This window comes from Streptomyces sp. 796.1 (assembly GCF_047525675.1).
Lineage (GTDB): Bacteria > Actinomycetota > Actinomycetes > Streptomycetales > Streptomycetaceae > Streptomyces.
Genome location: NZ_JBLIWA010000038.1, coordinates 61338 through 79180, shown reverse-complemented (window position 1 = coordinate 79180; position 17843 = coordinate 61338). Strand labels below are relative to the sequence as shown.

The window sequence follows — 17843 nt, the reverse complement described above, 5'->3', positions numbered from 1 at the left end:
GGGAGGTGCGTGCGGCGGCTGGGGCCTAGGTGGTGTAGGGCGCAAGGTGGGCTCCTCGATGCCGAAGGTCAAGGGAGGTGGTGTGGTGCCCGGTCCCGGACCATCAGGGCCGCGCATTTGCCGGGAAGGGCGACCTCGGCGCTGAAGCGGAAGCCGGCGCCGAGGAAGGCCGCGACGGAGGGGACGTTGCGGAGGTCGGGCTCGGCGACGACCCGGGCGGTGTCGGGCCGGTGGCCGAGGACCAGCTCGGAAACCGCGCGGAGCAGGGCCGTACCAACGCCCCGGCCGCGGTCCTGCACCCCGCCGACCAGCAGGTGTACGCCGATGTCGTGGGGCCGGGCCGGGTAGTACCGGGCGAGGGGGTCCAGGTCCGCCCGGTAGACCTCCCAGTAGCTCATCGGTACGCCGTCGAGGAGGCCGAGACAGGGCAGGCTGCGCCCGTCGCCTTCGAGTTGGCCGCGTACGTGGCGCTCGGTGATGCCGGCAGGGCCGGAGAGTTCCCAGAAGGCCGCCACGGACGGATCGTTCATCCATCGGGTGAGGAGCGGGAGGTCGTGTCCGAGCCGCACCGGGGCGAGTCGGAAGGCGCCGAACGGAGTGGTGACCTGGCCCCAGCGCGCCACGTCGCCGACGAGGCGGTGCCGCTGGGGTGAGAGTGGGTGTGAGGGCGAAGGTGGGGGCGCGCTGGCCGGTGCCGGTTGGCGTTCTGGGCCGCGGCCGGCGGTTGGCGGTGTGGGGTGGGGGGCGGAGGGCGGCGCGTTGCCGCGGAGGCCGTCCGCCCAGGGCACCTCGGGGCCGCCCGCCTGGGCCCCGTAGGAAGCGTCCGCCGGGTGCACGGCGGCGCCCGGGTCCTCCGCGCGGGTCGGGTACGCGGCGTCTGCGGCGCATTGCAGCGCGTCGTGCAGCGCGGGGAGCCAAAGGTCGACGGTGTCGTCGTCTGCGGTGGAGCCGGAGCCGGCGGCTGTTCCGGTGCTGGTGGTGCTGGTGTTCGTGGTGCCAGGGTTCGCTGTGCCGGTATCCGTGGTCCCGGTGGTCGCGGTACGGGGATCCGCCGTACCCGTGCTCTCGATACTGGTACCAGTGGTGCCAGTGCACGTGGTGCCGGAATCCGTGGTCCTGGTCGTCGCGGTACCCGTTTCCGCCGTACCTGTTTCCGCCGTACCGGTGTCCGTCGTACCGGTGCCCTCGGTCCTGGTACCCGTGGTGCCGGTCTCCGTCATGCCGGTATCCGTCATACCGCTATCCGTGATGCCGGTGGTCGCGGCACGAGTGTCCGTCGTACCGGTGCTCGCGGGCGCGTCGGGGGCCGTAGGAGGCTGGGCCGTGTGCCCGGGTCCCCGGCCATGGGGTGGGGTGAGCGCCTGATCCGGCCCCACCGTAACCGCGGCACCGGAGTCGGCAGCGCCTTCGGCCGTGGCGCGACGGGTCGTACGGGCAGTGGAGGGCGGCGGATTCGTACGGTTCAGGGCCGCCGGAGGCGTGGCTTCGGGGGGTGTACGGGCGGGCGCGGGGTTGGACCGGGCGCGGTGGGCACGGTCCCCGATGTCGGCGTGGCTGGTGGGGGTGGTGGGGCTGGCGCCGGTGGTGCCTGCTCGGCCGGTGGCTGGAACGTGGCCCGGCGCGGTGCTGGTGGGACGGGTGCGTGCCGTGTTGCCGGGTGCTGAGCCCGGGAGGTCGGTGGGGCCTGGAGAGCCCACGGCGTCAGTGGTCCCTGTGGTGGCTGTGGTCCTTGTCGTACCACTGTGGTCAACGCGGTGCGTGTGGTCGACGGCCGTCTTGTGGAGGTCGGTGGCGCGCGGGGCGCGGTCCTGGCCCAACTGGTTCATCGGGAGGTTCTGCGGCTTCATCGCGAGGTCACGACGCCGAGGTGACAAGCGGGTTGGCGATCGTGACGTACACGGACTGGGTGTCGACCGGGCCGACCAGTTCGTCCAGGCCGCACAGCCGGGTGAGCATGTTGGCCTTGCAGCGCAGCGTGGGCGCTTCGAGCAGGCAGGCGGCCAGCGGGGAGCGCTGGGCCTGCGGTTCCCGACTCGCCGCGCCCAGGAAGCGGCGGAAGGCGGCGAGCAACAGGCGTTCGTCGGCGAGTTGCTGGGAGCCGAACGCGCCGATGAGGCCCAGCACGTTGTTGACGCCCAGGTAGTACGCGAAGCGTTCGTCAGTGATCGCATCGGAGACGAAGGTGTCGCTCTGCGTACCGATACCGGGCAGTCGTTGATCGAGTGCGGCCCGCCGGGATTCACGGAAGTAATAGCCCTGATTGTCGCGGTACCGACCGCCGGCGGGCCAGCCGTCTGCATCGAGCAACACCAAGGTGTTCTGCTGGTGCGCTTCGAGGGCGACCCCGGCCGCGCCGTCGAGCCACAGCACCGGCCGGACGACGGTATGCAGATAGCGCAGGAACCACTCCGTCGACACCGCGCTCAGCGACCGGCCGGTGCGTGCGGCCAGCCGTTCGACCAGGTGGGCGAGGCGCGAGCGCAGCCCGGTCCGGTGCGGCCAGGGCCGCGGCGAGACGAGGCCGGCCAGGCACACCACGTCGTCCTCGGCGGTGAAGGGGTTGTGTCGGATGACCACGTCCAGGCCGGGCACCGGTGCCCCGTCCGGGCCGTCGACGCCGAGCCAGGCAGGGTCGCGCACGATGTCGAACCCGGCGCCGCCGGGGCAGGCGGCCCGCCACTCCTCGGCCAGCCCACTCCGCAACAGGCGGTGCACCTCGACCCCGCGCAGCAACTCCTTGCGGAGGTTCTCGCGACGGGAGTTGGTGATGCGCAGGCCGAGGGAGAGCTTGAGCATGGCGCGCCCTGCCGGTTGGCAGACGGTGCGCACGGAGGACGTGGGGTGCCACGGATCACCGCACGGCCCCAGATCACGTACCAGTCCGGCCTCGGCGAGCGCCTGCACGGCGCCACGGTGCCCGACCTCGCGCGCCTGCCACGGATGGAGAGGAAGCGGAACCGCGCCATCCGGCAGCGGGGGCACCGCTCCGATGACGGAGGCGACGAGCCGGTCGGCGGACACGGGGCGGCCCCGCTCGGTCCAGGCCGAGTCGGCGGCGAGCACGGAGCGCTCCACGGCCAACCAGTGCAGCGGGAACGAACCGCGCAGCTCAGGCGAGTACGCGCGGGCCTCCGCATCCGAAAGCCCCTCGCGGCTCTTGGGTGTCGGGTGGAGCGGGTGGCCGAGGAGAAGGGCCTGTTCGCCGGCGAGGAAGGGGCCGCCCGTGCTGGGGTCGGCCGGCGTCGAACGGCGGTCGGCGAGGAAGGTCGCAGTGCGGCGTACGGAATCTGCGACGCGGCCGACGAGCGCGACGGCATCGGCCGCTCCCCGCTCCGAGGCTGCTCCGCGCCGTGCACCGGTGGAGGGCGACGGGGCCGCGCGGTGGGGCTCTGCGCAGTCGAGCTCGACGTTGCGGGGCGCGGCGTAAACGGCCCCATGGGCGGCTTCGTGGGCGGACTCAGGATGGACCGCGCGCCGGTCGTCTTCGCACGCCCCGTCGAGCCCCCCGTAGGCACTCGACGGGGCGCGGTCTTCCCCGTACGCGCTGCCCTGCGCGCCTGCCACCGGATAGATGCCCGCGTCGCCAGTGGCTTCGGCGGCCGGTGGGGCCACCGTGGCGCGTGACGCGAACGGCTCGGCCGAGCAACCGGCGGGCGGTTCGAGTGCCGTAGCCCCGTCCTGGCTGCTGGCCGTCTGGCCGGGGTATGCGGCGGGGCCGTCCGCGGCCCACCGTCCACCGGGGAGCAGCGCGGCTCCGTACGGGCCGACGCCGGCCTCACCGTCGGGGCCCACGAGCGCGGGATCGGGCACGCGGGCGATGGGGCGGCCGGTTTGGTGACGGGGCGCCTGGTGGGCGGCTTCCCTGGTGAGCAGCGCGGCGAGGGTGGAGGCGTCGACGGCCGGGGCGTCGGGCGGCCCCTCGGCCAGGGCGGGCCGACCGAAGCGGTGCATCCCGGTCGGCGACCAGTAGGCCACGGGGACCAGCAGCACCAGCCGGCTGGCCGCCAAGGTGAGCCGGAGCACGGAGCCGTCGGGGCGGGCGGTGTTGGTCTCGCGCACCCAGCAGCGCAGCAGGTTCTCGGCCGCCGCAGCGTCGGCCGCCACATGCGGATCGGCGTGGTCCAGCGGATCGGAGCTGGGGCCGCGAGGGGGCTCCTGGGCGAGGGGGGCACCGCCGCGGCGGCCCTGCTCGGGGATGGACGGGGCGACGGCGCCGGACAGCGCATCGGCTCCGGAGACTGTGTTCATGCGGTGTACGGCGCGCGTCGCGGGCACGGGGCCCTACGGGTAGCGCCTTCCTCCTTCATCGGCTGACCGGGCGAAGTGCCGTCCTGACTCAGGGCACGGGCAGGACGTGGCTGGGTGCTGGTGTTGGTGCTGGGCGGGGCGGCGTGGAGCGGAGAGAGGTGCTGGACGGGATGGCGAACTCTTCGGTGGCCCCTTGTGAGGGCCGGCGGCAGGAAGGGCCGGTGCGGGCGCGGGCGTCCGTCCCGGCAGGGGCGGAACGCTCCGCGGGCGGGGTTGGAGCACGGGGCCGGGCTCCGGGGCAGCGGACACGGCGGGGCACGGCGCCGGGGGCGGGCACGGCGCGCCGCGGAACACGGGGCACAGGCGCCGTACCGGGGTGAGGCACGGAGCACGCGTGCAGGCGGCCGACCCAGGCACGCCACGGAGCGCAGGCGGGGGCGCCCGGCGCTCCACTCCACACCGCTTCGCACCGCACCGCGCCGCGCCGAGACAACTCGACCAGCGCGGCACAGGTGCGCCCCGGCCGGCGCGGTGTCGGAGAACCACGCCATCCACCGTGGTTACGCGGACGGACACCGTGGAGCTTGCTGCGGCCCAGGCCACGCCACCCGCCATGCCGACAGCCAGCGCGACCGCGGCCAGCGGCTACGGCCGTGCTCGCGACGGTGCAAAGCCAAGCCCGTAGCCCTGCCCTGCTGGGGCGCGCCGCAGTCGGAATCCGCATGCGCCGCCGCACGCCACGGAGCGCGAGCGGGGCTCCCGCTCGCCAGCACCGCAGGTCGAGCCGCGTGGGCAACGCCCAGGCGCAACGGGCATCCGTGCCGGCAGGGAGTGCCGCGCCGCGCACCACGGAGCGCAGCCGTCCGCGCTCGCAACCGGTACGGGAAACCGGCCCGGCCAGGCAGCCGCCCGCTGGCGCCACGCTCCCCGCCACACAACCGCACGCCGCGCCGCGCGCCACGGAGCGCACCGCGGCCCGCCCCATGCCGCCGCCGTCAGCATCAGCCGGGCCGCCAGCCCCGTCCCGGTCCTCCGCAGCCGGCGACCGCCACAGCGGCCCCCGGCGCGCGCCCCGGCCCACAGCCGTGCCGGCCGGCCGCCGCCCAAAGCTTCGAAGACGAGTCCGCCCAGCGGCCCCGCACCCCAGCAGGGGCAGTAGTGGGCCATGGCCGCATGGCCTGGATGAGTACGCCGAGGGGCGCTGATGGCCGCGTACGTCTGGACGGCCTTCAGCCGCTCCGTGTCCGGGGGCGACCGCGGTGGTCTGCCCGCTCCCGGGAAGCGGCGCCGCAGACGGGGGCAAGGCAACCAGCGGCGACGCCCGGTGGTGGACGTCGCCGGCACCGGCCAGGGCGTGGCTCCGTACGAGGCAGCGGACGGAGCCGGCGCGCGGGGTCACGGGGGCAGAGTGCGGAGAGGTGGCTTCGACGTGCGGGGGCGGGGCCGGCGGAAGCTGCCCCGCGCGACCGCACGGGGCGGGGGCATTCAGCGCTCTGCGGGCGGAACGGGGGCGCCACGTCCTGGACATCGCTTCCGCACTCCTCCCCTGACCTGGGGCCCGGCGGGGCCCGATGTCGTCCGTCGGAGTCGGCTCGCCCGGCCTCCGGCGCGGGGCGTTCGGCGGCTGCCGGCCGCCCTGGGCGCGCTCGTGGAAGCCAGGCGGGTGTACCCCGTCCGTACCAACGAGGCGGCCGGCGACGAATCACGGCCCGCCGGTGGATGGCTGGCGCCACGGAACCGGGGACCCGCGTTCGGCCGTCGTACGCGTCACCGGCATAGTGGGGGGCCGCCCTCCGCCAGGGCGGTACATGACAGCCACAGATCGTTTACAGAGCAGCCCGAACATTTCCAGGGGGAGTTCCACGCATGCCTTCCATTCGCCCATCCAGCTCTCGCCAGCGCGCCGAGCGGCGGTCACTGCGCGCCCGGAACTCCTCCACCGCCCTGGCCGCCGCGGCGCTGACCACCGTGCTCGCACTGACCGTCGCCGCCTGCGGACCGTCGGACAACGAGGGCAGCTCCGACCCGAGCGCATCGGCCGACCAGCAGGGGTCGAACGACCTGGCGCTGCCGAAGGACATCAACGACAAGCTCAAGGACCTCGGCCTCGACCTGGACAAGTGGAAGGACGGGGCGTGGAAGGACTTCGACAAGGAGTGGCTGCGCGAGGCCGGCGAGTTCATCAACCCCATCATCAAGGACCTGTGGGACCCGGACCGGATGAAGGACGCCGAGGAGCCTGACCAGCCCGTTCAGGACGACATCGCGGACGATCAGGGCGTGACCGACCCGGAGCCGCAGCCGGTGGACGCGCAGCAGGTGCAGACGCCGTACAGCACCAACGCACCGGAGGCCGGGAAGGTCTTCTTCGACGGCCCCGAGGGCTCGATGGTGTGCTCGGCGACCGTGGTGAAGGACCCGGCGAACCCCGGCAAGTCCAACATGGTGTGGACCGCCGGGCACTGCGTCCACGCGGGCAAGGGTGGCGGTTGGTACCGCAATGTCATGTTCGTTCCCTCGTACAACGACAGCGGTCTCTCGATAGCGGAGCTGGAGAACGCGCCCAAGGAGAAGATCGCGCCGAAGGGGCTGTGGTGGGCCGAGTGGGCGCAGACCTCTGACCAGTGGATCGAGCAGGGCGCCAAGGTGGGCGGCCAGGGCGCGCCGTACGACTTCGCGGTGCTGAAGGTCAAGCCGGAGGACGGCAGCGGCAAGTCGCTGGAGGAGACGGTCGGCGGCGCACTGCCGGTGGAGTTCGACGCTCCGGCCGTGAAGTCGATCGAGGACATGACGGCCACCGGCTACCCGGCCGCCGCCCCGTTCAACGGCCAGTCCCTGCACCAGTGCACCGACAAGCCGGGGCGGCTGTCGCTCAACGCCTCGCAGCCGACCATGTACCGCATCGGCTGCCGGATGACGGCCGGTTCGTCCGGCGGTGGCTGGGTCGCCAAGGGCAAGGACGGCCAGCCCGCCCTGGTCTCCAACACCTCGATCGGCCCGGCCAACGCGACCTGGCTCGCAGGCCCGCACCTGGGTGACGAGGCCAAGGGCGTCTACACCGCGGTGAGCAAGAAGTTCGCCAACCGATGAGTTGGAGCGTCGGGCGCACGCCGTAGGCACGGTGGGCGCCCGACGTACCGCCCCGCTCCGTCCGCCGCGGCGAAGCCTCTGACGCCCCCTGTGTGGCCTGTTTCCGGCCGCCAGGGGGCGTCGTCATGCCCGCGGCCCGTCTCGCCCCCGGTGGCGCCGTGCGCCGGCGCACTCCGCAGTGGCCGGTGGCGACCGCCGGGGCGCGTGGTGTGGCGACACGGCGCGCCCCGGCGGGGCAAGTCCGGGGCTGGCGAGTTGTGTCCGCGGGAGGCCAGCACTGGGCGCGCCAGCAGGGGGCGAGGGTACAGCCCGAGTGACACCAGACCGGGGGGCACGCCCGAGAGCCGTCCCACCCCGTATCGCCGCGGAGCGCGAAGCACGGCTGCGGGTGCGCCGTACGGCTGGCCGGCCAGCCACTCGCCGCACGGGAACGGAGCGGCGGCGCACAGCCCCACCATTCACCGTCGCCGCCGGTCACAGCCGCTGCGAGCCGGCGTCACGCCAGCCGACGTCGCTGGCGCGAGGCCGCGCGTACCGCAACGCGAGAGGGCCCGTTCCGTCTCTCCGCCGATGACGGCAGGGAGCGGAACGGACCCTCTCATGACGCGCCGGTGTGGGCCGCGGCTCACGCTACGGGCCAGCGTTGCAGTGTCCGCGCGGGCTCGTACCGTTCAGAGCTCAGCGGTTGCCGCACCCGCTCACGCCGACGCCGGACACCAGCCGAGTCCCGGGCAGCGCTGGCCTACGGGGAGTCTCCGCCGGCCGGCGTGCTCCGGCCATCCCCGCCCGCACGGGCACGGGCCGTTACGCGATGGCCGCCGAACCGCCGGCGGAACCCAGCGGCACGTACGGCTGGAGCTCTGCGGCCAGTTCCTCGTGCACGCGCGCCTTGATCAGGGTGCCTTCCGACGTGTGCTCCTCGGAGAGGACCTCACCGTCGGCGTGCGTGCGCGAGACCAGGTCGCCCCGGGTGTACGGCACCAGCACCTCGATCTCGACGCTCGGCCGCGGCAGTTCGACGTCGATGAGCGCGAGCAGCTCCTCGATGCCCTGCCCCGTACGCGCCGACACGGCGATCGCGTGCGGCTCGACGCGCAGCAGCCGCTGGAGCACCAATGGGTCCGCCGCGTCCGCCTTGTTGATGACCACGACCTCCGGCACGTCCACCGCGCCCACGTCCCGGATCACCTCGCGCACCGCCGCCAACTGCTCCTCCGGCACCGGGTGCGAACCGTCCACCACGTGCAGGATCAGGTCGGAGTCGCCGACCTCCTCCATCGTGGAGCGGAACGCCTCCACCAGGTGGTGCGGCAGGTGTCGGACGAACCCGACCGTGTCGGCCAGCGTGTACAGCCGGCCGCTCGGCGTCTCGGCCCTGCGCACCGTCGGGTCGAGGGTGGCGAACAGCGCGTTCTCCACCAGGACGCCCGCGCCCGTGAGCCGGTTGAGCAGCGACGACTTGCCGGCGTTGGTGTAGCCGGCGATGGCGACGGAGGGCACCTTGTGGCGCTTGCGCTCCTGCCGCTTGATGTCGCGACCGGTCTTCATCTCCGCGATCTCACGCCGCATCTTCGCCATCTTCTCGCGAATGCGCCGCCGGTCAGTCTCGATCTTCGTCTCACCGGGGCCACGCGTGGCCATGCCGCCACCGCCACCGCCACCCATCTGCCGGGAGAGCGACTGACCCCAACCACGCAGTCGCGGCAGCATGTACTGCATCTGGGCCAGCGCGACCTGCGCCTTGCCCTCTCGCGACTTGGCGTGCTGGGCGAAGATGTCGAGGATCAGCGCCGTCCGGTCGACGACCTTGACCTTGACGACGTCTTCGAGGTGGATGAGCTGGCCGGGGCTGAGCTCACCGTCACAGACGACGGTGTCGGCGCCCGATTCGAGCACGATGTCCCTGAGCTCCTGTGCCTTGCCCGAGCCGATGTAGGTGGCCGGGTCGGGCTTGGGGCGACGCTGGATCACACCGTCGAGCACGAGGGCACCCGCTGTCTCCGCAAGGGCCGCGAGCTCCGCGAGTGAGTTCTCGGCATCCGCCACCGTGCCGGACGTCCACACGCCCACCAGTACGACGCGCTCCAGACGCAACTGCCGGTACTCGACCTCGGTGACGTCTTGCAGCTCGGTGGAGAGGCCGGCGACGCGGCGCAGGGCGGCCCGCTCGGTGCGGTCGTACTGCTCGCCGTCGCGCTCCTCGTCGATCTCGTAGCTCCAGGCAACGTCCTCTTCCATCAGGGCGTCGGCCCGAAGGTTCTCGGGGAGGCGCTGCCGGTCCGAGGAATCCGCGGCGGGGAACGACTGCTGCTGGGAAGGGGTTGTCATTGGATCCTTACGTCGTGGGAGAACGGTCCATGTCGATAACGCTCGGCCGCCCCGAACGATTCCCGGGCCGCCGCGTCGACCCCTCGATATTCCCACGCACCACCGCAACGGTCACCCAGGTTTTCGCCCACTCCCCACCCGTGGGCTCCCGGCCCACGCCCGTCCAGGCCAGTACGGCACGCCCGTACGTGCCCACGCGCGCGTGGCATGGCGCGGGCGTATCCACTCCACACCCACGTCCTCGGCGGTACGGGCCGCCTCGGGCCCGTACGCGCGCGAAGGAACCTCCACGTCGGACCCTCTATGCCGGGTCATCCTTTACCTCGCTCTGCGGTCCGGCACCGGGAGGCAGGGCCCTCGGCGGCTGGCTGCGCAACGTGGCGGCCCGGCCACGTCGACGGGGACGGGGCGCGGAACGGCCCCGCACGGGGCACGGGGCACGGGGCACGGGGCACGGGGCACGCTACGGAGCATGGCCGTGGGTCGGGGGTGCATGTGCGCGGTCGCCCTCGGGTCGTGGTGCCGTGGCGTTCTCGTGCGGGCGGTGGTGGTCACGGGGCCGCAACCGGCTCCAAGCCCTACGGCTCGTACGGCCCCCTCCTCAGCCCCCCCGGAGCCATCTGCGTCCCTCGCGCGAGGGACGCAGATGCCGACTCCGACCGCCAGCTCCTGCGAGCCCTACGAACAGCCCCCCGCACGCGGGCGCGGGGTGACACCGCGTGGAGGGCCCGCAGGCGCCCCCTCCACGCGTCAGCCAGCCCCGCCATCCGCACCAGTCTGGTCGCAACGCGTTCACGAGGCCGGTCCCCGCGCGGGCCGGGTAGGAAGCGTGCGGTGTCAGGCCAGTACGGAGATGTGCCTGGCTTCTGCGCCCGCCGGGTCAAGCGCTCACGGTGGCGAGTTCGTGCCCGGCCCGGGTCACGTCGTACACGCTGGGCACCTGGCGCATGGCGCGCATCAGCAGCGGCAGCCGGCCGGCATCGGGCAGTTGCAGCGTGTACGTGTGCCGAACCCGCTGCTCGTACGGCGGCTCGACGGCCGCGGAGATGACCTCGGCGCCCTGTACGGCGATGACCTCGGTGAGGTCGGCCAGGAGGTGGGGTCGGCTGAAGGCTTCGGCGCAGAGCGTCACCCGGTAGCCGGTCGGGGCCTCGTCGGCGTCGGACTGCCAGCGGACGCCGACCGGTTCGCGTCCGGTCGCGGTCATGCGGGCGACCACGGGGCACGGCGCCCGGTGCACCGTGACCGCCCCGCCCCGTACGGCGAAACCCGTGACCTCGTCCGGCGGCACGGGCGTACAGCAGCCGGCGAGGCGAACCGTTGCGCCTGGCTGGTCGACGACGACGCCGGCACCCCGGCGCCTGTCGGCACCGGCCGGGGACTCGTGCCGGCTGTCTGCGGCAGCGTTCGCATCGTGCCGCGCGTCCTGCCCGGGCGTGGCCCCTGGGGCCGTGGCGGCCTCCAGTACGAGCGTCGGCACCCCGTCACGCCCTACCCCGTCGCCGCTCCCCGCCGGCTCCGTCCGCGCCTCGTGGTGGCCGTCCGAGGATGATCCGGTGCGCTCCTCTGCGGCCTGCCCGTCGGAGCCCGGCCCGTCGACGCCCGTGCCACCCGAACCAGCGCCCGCAGCCGCGCCCCGAACGGACGTGACAGCCCCGTCCCCGGCTTCGCCATCGGGCCCCGCCACGTCACCGAACGGCGCGGCATGGACATGAGCATCGGCATCGGCATCGGCAGACATCGGGGATGAATCCGAGGAAACGATCAAGCCGGGCAGTGAGCCGGTCGAACGGCCCTCAGCGGATGGCCGCGACGCGCTCCCGCCTCCAGCAACGGTGCGTACGCCGGCTGCTCCGTACGCACCGTGCTGACCGCTCCGCTGGGCGGCGCCAGCAGGTGCCGTGGCCGTTCCGCCGTCCAGGTTCTCGGCACCGGGTTCGGCCGCCCGTACGCGCGACTGGCCCGGGTCCGTGTCCGGCGCCACGTCCCGCTCCGGTGACCGCGCGGCGACCGGCGCACCGCCCGGGTCCGCCGGCCGGAGCCCGGCAGCGGTGGGCCCACCGCCCCGTTCCGCATCCCGCACGCCCCGCGCCCCCTGTGCCGCGCCGTACAGGCTCGACGCACCGTCGTGAGCGCCTCGCGCCCCGCGCCCCGTCTCCCCCGCCCCGTCCCCGGGCTCACTCGCCGCCCTGCGGGCCCCGGGCTGTGCCTCGCCCGGTCCGCGCCGCACGGCGGTCGTGCGCTCCGTGCGCCCCGCCCCGCCGGAGGCCCGTAGCTCCTCGCGCTCCGTGTCCTGTTGCGCTGCCGCGGCGCCGGCTCCCTGCGACGCCCCGGTGTCGCGCTCCGTACGGGGCGACTGGTCCGTCGCCGCTGCCCCCGTCCCGCCGTGGGCACTGTCGGCCTCCACGGCCCCGTGCCCCGTCGCGTCGCCCCGCGCCCCCTCCGCGCGCGGGGCGGCGTGCGTGCCACTGTCGGCCGGGATGGCAACCGGAGCGATGGCGTCGGGCTCCGGAGGGACCTCGGGTAGGTCCGATGCCGTGGGGTGGGCGTCGAGCCAGTGGGTGATGGCGATCCGCGCCGCGGGCGTGCGCGCGTGGGCGAGCCACTCGGGCGAGGGACCGGACGCAGCGGCGTCCCGCCCGGTCGCCATGAGGAACTCGACGCCGTCCCCGTCCCGCAGCACCGTACTGAGCGTGGCCAGGCGGCCGTTGACCCGGGCACCCACGCAGGAGTGCCCGGCGGGCCCGTAGCGCGCGTACACGGCGTCCACGCAGCTCGCCCCGTCGGGCACGCTCAGTGCCGTGCCGTCGGCGGCGAAGACGGTGATCTCACGGTCCTGGGCGAGGTCGTCACGGAGCGAGGACCAGAAGGTGTCCGTGTCAGAGGCCGCGCGCTGCCAGTCCAACAGCCGGGACAGCCAACCGGGACGCGTCGGGTCGACCCGCTCACCGTCCGCCCCGTCGAGGCCGCCACGGGGCGGTACGCCCGCCCCCTCCATCCCGTCCGCGCCGCCCCGTGGCCCGCTCGTCCCCGCCCCGTCCGCAGGTGCCACGGGGACGGCTGTGGACGTTGCCGTGGCGGCGTACGGGTTGCCGAGTGCGACCACCCCGGCCTCGGCGACCTTGTGCATCTGCTGGGTGCGGATCAGCACCTCGGTGAGCTTGCCGCCCTGGCCCGCGATGGCGGTGTGCAGGGACTGGTAGAGGTTGAACTTGGGTGCGGCGATGAAGTCCTTGAACTCCGAGATGACCGGCGTGAAACAGGTGTGGAGTTCCCCGAGGACCGCGTAACAGTCCGCGTCCTCACCGACCAGCACCAACAGCCGCCCCAGGTCGGCCCCCGACAGCTCGCCGCGCTTACGGCGCACCCGGTAGACGGAAACGATGTGCCGGGGGCGCACGAGAACGTCGGCGGCGATACCCGCTTCGTCAAGCACCGTGCGCACGCTCCGTGCGGTCTCGGCGAGCGGATCGGTGCGCGTGGCGTGTTCGGCGATCAGTTCGCGGGTACGGGCGTACTCCTCGGGGTGCAGGATGGCGAAGACCAGGTCTTCGAGCTCGGTCTTGAGCGCCTGCACACCGAGCCGTTCGGCGAGCGGGATCAGCACGTCGCGGGTGACCTTGGCGATGCGGGCCTGTTTCTCGGGGCGCATCACGCCCAGCGTGCGCATGTTGTGCAGGCGGTCGGCCAGTTTGATCGACATGACGCGAACGTCGTTGCCGGTCGCGACGAGCATCTTGCGAAACGTTTCGGGCTCGGCCGCCGCACCGTAGTCGACCTTCTCCAACTTGGTGACGCCGTCGACCAGATACCTGACCTCCTCGCCGAACTCCTCCCGCACCTGAGCGAGCGTCACCTCGGTGTCCTCGACCGTGTCGTGCAACAGGGACGCCGTCAACGTCGTCGTCTCGGCGCCGAGTTCGGCCAGGATCAGGGTGACGGCCAGCGGATGCGTGATGTACGGCTCACCGCTCTTGCGCATCTGGCCGCGGTGCGAGGACTCGGCGAGCTCGTACGCGCGGCGCAACACCTCAAGGTCGGCGCCCGGATGGTGACTCCGGTGCACCTTGGCGACGTGCTCGATCGCATCCGGCACCCGACCGCGCGGCGCCGGCCCGAGCAGCGCGGCGCGGCCGAACCTGCGCAGGTTACGCAGGTCGATCAGAGGGCGGGCACGCCTTCGGCCGAACGAACCCTGTTCTGCTGGGTTAGTGGCCTCTGCGCTCATGGGCACCTCCGGCGGCGTCGACCGGCGTGGCAGCGACTGCCGGGGCGCGGTCGGCCCCTAGGCCCCGAGTGGGCGCCCGTGCCGGTGCTTGATGCTACCGAGCCCACCACGCGGGGCCGAACCGCTCTCGTTGAGCGTGAACCAGATCACCCATTCGAGCGAGCATAATGAGCAGACGCCGCGCCGACGGGGCACCGTTGGCCCGCCGTACGAACCCCCGCGAACCACCCGTCAGGGTGCTACTTCCGGCGCCCCGTGCGGGACGCAGCAACGCGCGCGAGGTTACGCGGCAGCTTCGCCGAGCGCAGCGTGCAGCCACGTCGGGTCGAGGACGCCCTCGGCCACGATGACGGCGGGGCCGGTCATCTCCACACTGCCGCCCGGAAGCTCGGCGATCATCAGCCGGCCGCCCGGAACGTCCACGGTGTACGTCACGGGGTGGCCGAGCACCGCGGGGTCCAGACCGTCCCGGCGGGCCGCGGCCACCATGACGGCGCAGGCGCCCGTACCGCATGACCTGGTCTCGCCCACCCCGCGCTCGTGCACGCGCATGGCGACGTGCCGGGGGCCCCGGTCCACCACGAACTCGACGTTGACGCCGTCGGGATAGACGGCCGCGGGCCGCACCTCGGGCGCCGTGAACAGGTTGCCGGCCTCGGCGAGATCGTCCACGAAGGCAACGGCGTGCGGGTTGCCCATGTTGACGTGGCGGGCCGGCCAACTGCGCCCGTCCACCGTCACGGTGACCTCCGCGTCGGCTCCGTCGGGCAGCAGAGCCCGCCCCATGCCGACGGTGACGTCGCCGCTGACGCCCTCCTCCGTCGACAGGTCCACGCGCGCGCCGGGCTTGGCGACGTGCACCTGCCGCACGCCCGCCCTGGTCGCCACGGCGAGGTCACCGGCTTCGGCCAATCCGGCGTAGCAGAGGTAGTGCGCGAAGACCCGTACGCCGTTGCCGCACATCTCGGCGATGCTGCCGTCACCGTTGCGGTAGTCCATGAACCACTCGGCCTCGGCCGCCATCGACTGCGCCTCGGGGTGCGCGGCGGAGCGCACGACGTGCAACAGCCCATCGCCCCCGACGCCCGCGCGCCGGTCGCAGATGCGCGCCACGGCGGTCGCCGACAGGTCAAGACGGCCGTCCGGGTCGGGGACGATCACGAAGTCATTCTCGGTGCCGTGGCCCTTGAGGAACCGGAGCGGCTCTGTGGTGCTCATCCTTCGATCTTACGGCGCCACACCCAACACCGACGGCACGCCGCCCGCCGGCGGCTCCCTACGCGCCTTCTGCTCCAGGTCATGGCCGCCGCGTACGGGGCCGCCGTACAGGACGGGGGCAGTACGGGGCCAGCGCGCGGGGCGGAGGCGGGCGGGGTCAGGGCGATGCGACGGCCGGGGCGGGGGCTTGTGGGGCTCGGGCGGGGCTACGCCTGCCGGAGCCGGCCACGGGGCCGCCTGCACGGCGCCCGCACGCGCCCGCCGGCCCGACGGCTCACCTCTTCGCACGGAGGGCGGGCGGCGCCCGTCCGGCAGGGGCGACGGGGCAGCGTCGCCCCTGGGGCCCGCCCGAGGCGCAGAACACGGAGCGCGCTAATCACCGCCCACTCACCACACGGGACGCGGCTGGTCCCGCACGGAGCACGGAGCACGGAGCACGGAGCACGGAGCACGGAGCACGGAGCACGGAGCACCCACAGGCATGCGTACGGTGCGGGGCTGCGCAAGGGGTGTGTCCGCACGGAGCGGGGCGTTCGTGCGGCCCGTGGCGGTGCGCGCCGCCCCCGGCGCGGACCGCAGCAGCGAACCGCTAAGCGTCGACGGCCACACCAGGACGGCGTGTGGCCGCACGAAGCCGTACGAGCCACCCTGCGTACGAAGCCGTACGAGCCGCCCCGTACGGGCGCGCTCGCGCGAGATGGCCCGTGGGGCGGATGGGCGAGGGGGCTAGCGAAGGCGGTCGATGCGCCAGATGGCCAGGGCGGCGAGCAGGGCGACGATGGCGATGTACGCGATCACATAGCGCCAGTCGGCCTTGCTGCCGGAGCCCCGGGGCGGGAGACCGGGCCACGTGTAGCCCACGCGGCGGGCGGCCATCAGGCCCCAGCCCGCCGCGCAGCAGCTCAGCAACAGACCGAGCATGGCGACGACCGCGCCCCCGTCGCCGAACTCGAAGGCGAGCGGGAAGGCGAACATCAGCGAGCCGAGGGTGGCGAGGCCGACGATCGGTGCGATCTGCCAGATCCGCAACCGCCGCGGGGGGCGCAGGTCACGGAAGGACTGCGCGGACTCGTCCTGAGGCGTGTCGCCGTCGTCCTGAGCGTCGGGACCGTCCGGGGTCAGCGCCTCGGACTCCTCCGGAACGAGGACGTCCGCCTCGTCCCGCGGCGACGTCTCCGCTGCGTCGCGAGGGCTGGCCTCCATCGCCGTACGCCCTCCCCACTTTCGACATCACGGCACGATCGAAGCTCGATGATGGCACGATCGGGGCGGCCTCCACGGCGTGCGGAACGTCCCGATGCCATCACGTGATCAGGCTGTGACCGCTCGTTCGACCAACGTCAGCGCGTGTGCCTGGAGTTCCCCTCGCCACTGTGCGGCACCACTCAACCAATGCACGCGCGCATCCCGCCTAAACCACGAATCCTGACGGCGCGCGAAGCGTTTGGTAGCGCGTACGGTCTCGGTCCGTGCTTCCTCCTCGCTGCACTCGCCCGCCAGCAGTGCAAGCACCTGCTGGTAGCCCAGGGCGCGGGAGGCGGTGCGCCCCTCGCGCAACCCGGCGCGCTCCAGGCGCCGCACCTCGTCCACCAGTCCGGCGTCCCACATCCGGTCCACCCGCCGGGTGATCCGCTCGTCCAACTCCGGACGCTCGACGTCCACGCCGATCTGCACCGTGTCATAGACAGCGCCGCCGGCCGAGTCCGCCTCGGGCAGGTTGGCGGTGAAGGGCCGGCCGGTGATCTCGATGACCTCAAGGGCGCGCACGATGCGACGCCCGTTGCTGGGCAGGATGGCGGTGGCCGCGCGGGGGTCCGCAGCGGCGAGCCTGGCGTGCAGGGGGCCGCTGCCCCGTTCGGCCAGTTCGGCTTCCAGGCGGGCGCGTACGGCCGGGTCGGTGCCCGGGAACTCCAGGGCGTCGATGGCGCCCCGTACGTACAGGCCGGAGCCGCCCACGAGCACCGGCGTGCGCCCCTCGGCTAGCAGCCGGTCGATCTCGGCACGGGCCAGCCGTTGGTACTCGGCGACGCTGGCCGCCTCGGTCACGTCCCAGACGTCGAGCAACCGGTGCGGCACCCCCTGCCACTCGCTCTCGGGCAGCTTGGCGGTACCGATGTCCATGCCGCGGTAGAGCTGCATCGAGTCGGCGTTGATGACCTCGCCGCCGAGGTGCCGGGCCAGGGCGGCCCCGAGATCGGACTTGCCCGCCGCGGTGGGGCCGACGACGGCGATGACCCGCGGTGCGGGAACTGCGCTGTTCACCGGGCCAGTCTCGCAAATCCGGGGCGCACTCCTCGAATGAGCGACGTGACAGGGGGTTGCGGTGGTCGTTGCCCGTTGCGAGGTCTCGGCAATCCGTCGAGCGAGCGGAGTACGTACGCGGCGGCACCATGACGCCCGCTCCGTCCGGACCGCTGTGGCGCGAGTTAATCTATGGAGTGATTATGGGCGTTTTTTCAAGGTTTCGCCGGTCGTCAGGTGCGGTTAATGGAACGCCTGCGAAGGTGGAGGGGGAAGCCGTGGAAGGTAGCCTGACTGCGGAATCTCCGGCTCCGGAGGAGCGTGACGCGCCGCCGGCGGACTCGGCGGCGCCCGCTGCCACCGTCGAGGAAGCCGAACACGACAGCGCGGCCGTGGGCGGCGCCACGATTCCCAAGCAACAGTCCGCCGCCCGGGCGGCGGACAGCGAGGCCGGGGAGGACGCCCGTCAGTAGTCCTCCGACGAGGGAAG

The 17843-nt window shown here is 73.4% G+C and carries 9 protein-coding genes; 2 read left to right on the top strand and 7 right to left on the bottom strand.

What is annotated here, in order from left to right:
• Positions 1-68: 68 nt before the first annotated feature.
• A complete protein-coding gene (locus ACMA1D_RS23765) occupies positions 69-1070 on the bottom strand; it encodes a GNAT family N-acetyltransferase (RefSeq protein ID WP_414726077.1) in 1002 nt (333 codons plus the stop codon).
• A gap of 784 nt (positions 1071-1854) precedes the next feature.
• Positions 1855-4248: an IucA/IucC family protein gene (locus ACMA1D_RS23760; protein WP_414726036.1), complete on the bottom strand. Its 2394-nt coding sequence runs from the start codon at positions 4246-4248 to the stop codon at positions 1855-1857.
• A gap of 1866 nt (positions 4249-6114) precedes the next feature.
• On the opposite strand from ACMA1D_RS23760, the gene ACMA1D_RS23755 reads away from it, so the two are divergent.
• Complete coding sequence (locus ACMA1D_RS23755; protein WP_414726035.1) at positions 6115-7338, top strand: trypsin-like serine peptidase; 1224 nt, start codon at positions 6115-6117, stop codon at positions 7336-7338.
• Positions 7339-8142: 804 nt separating this feature from the next.
• Here ACMA1D_RS23755 and hflX read toward each other — a convergent pair.
• The 5 genes from hflX to miaA all read right to left on the bottom strand — a co-directional run bounded on the left by hflX (position 8143) and on the right by miaA (position 17374).
• A complete protein-coding gene (gene hflX, locus ACMA1D_RS23750; protein ID WP_414726034.1) occupies positions 8143-9666 on the bottom strand; it encodes a GTPase HflX in 1524 nt (507 codons plus the stop codon).
• Positions 9667-10546: 880 nt separating this feature from the next.
• On the bottom strand, positions 10547-13894 hold the full coding sequence (locus ACMA1D_RS23745) for an HD domain-containing protein (RefSeq protein ID WP_414726033.1): 3348 nt from the start codon (positions 13892-13894) through the stop codon (positions 10547-10549).
• A gap of 282 nt (positions 13895-14176) precedes the next feature.
• Positions 14177-15112 (bottom strand): diaminopimelate epimerase, encoded by a 936-nt coding sequence (dapF, locus tag ACMA1D_RS23740; RefSeq protein ID WP_414726032.1) that lies wholly within the window; start codon positions 15110-15112, stop codon positions 14177-14179.
• 726 nt (positions 15113-15838) lie between these two features.
• Positions 15839-16315, bottom strand: a complete 477-nt coding sequence (locus ACMA1D_RS23735) for a hypothetical protein (protein ID WP_414726031.1) — start codon at positions 16313-16315, stop codon at positions 15839-15841.
• Between the two features lie 108 nt (positions 16316-16423).
• Positions 16424-17374, bottom strand: a complete 951-nt coding sequence (miaA, locus tag ACMA1D_RS23730; protein ID WP_414726030.1) for a tRNA (adenosine(37)-N6)-dimethylallyltransferase MiaA — start codon at positions 17372-17374, stop codon at positions 16424-16426.
• Positions 17375-17631: 257 nt separating this feature from the next.
• On the opposite strand from miaA, the gene ACMA1D_RS23725 reads away from it, so the two are divergent.
• Positions 17632-17826: a gliding motility protein gene (locus tag ACMA1D_RS23725; RefSeq protein WP_414726029.1), complete on the top strand. Its 195-nt coding sequence runs from the start codon at positions 17632-17634 to the stop codon at positions 17824-17826.
• Positions 17827-17843 lie beyond the last annotated feature (17 nt).

Excerpts from the sequence above, each read along its gene's own strand:
- dapF (WP_414726032.1), bottom strand. The coding sequence starts at position 15,112 with ATGAGCACCACAGAGCCGCTCCGGTTCCTCAAGGGCCACGGCACCGAG.
- hflX (WP_414726034.1), bottom strand. The coding sequence starts at position 9,666 with ATGACAACCCCTTCCCAGCAGCAGTCGTTCCCCGCCGCGGATTCCTCG.
- ACMA1D_RS23745 (WP_414726033.1), bottom strand. The coding sequence starts at position 13,894 with ATGAGCGCAGAGGCCACTAACCCAGCAGAACAGGGTTCGTTCGGCCGA.
- ACMA1D_RS23735 (WP_414726031.1), bottom strand. The coding sequence starts at position 16,315 with ATGGAGGCCAGCCCTCGCGACGCAGCGGAGACGTCGCCGCGGGACGAG.
- ACMA1D_RS23760 (WP_414726036.1), bottom strand. The coding sequence starts at position 4,248 with ATGAACACAGTCTCCGGAGCCGATGCGCTGTCCGGCGCCGTCGCCCCG.
- ACMA1D_RS23755 (WP_414726035.1), top strand. The coding sequence starts at position 6,115 with ATGCCTTCCATTCGCCCATCCAGCTCTCGCCAGCGCGCCGAGCGGCGG.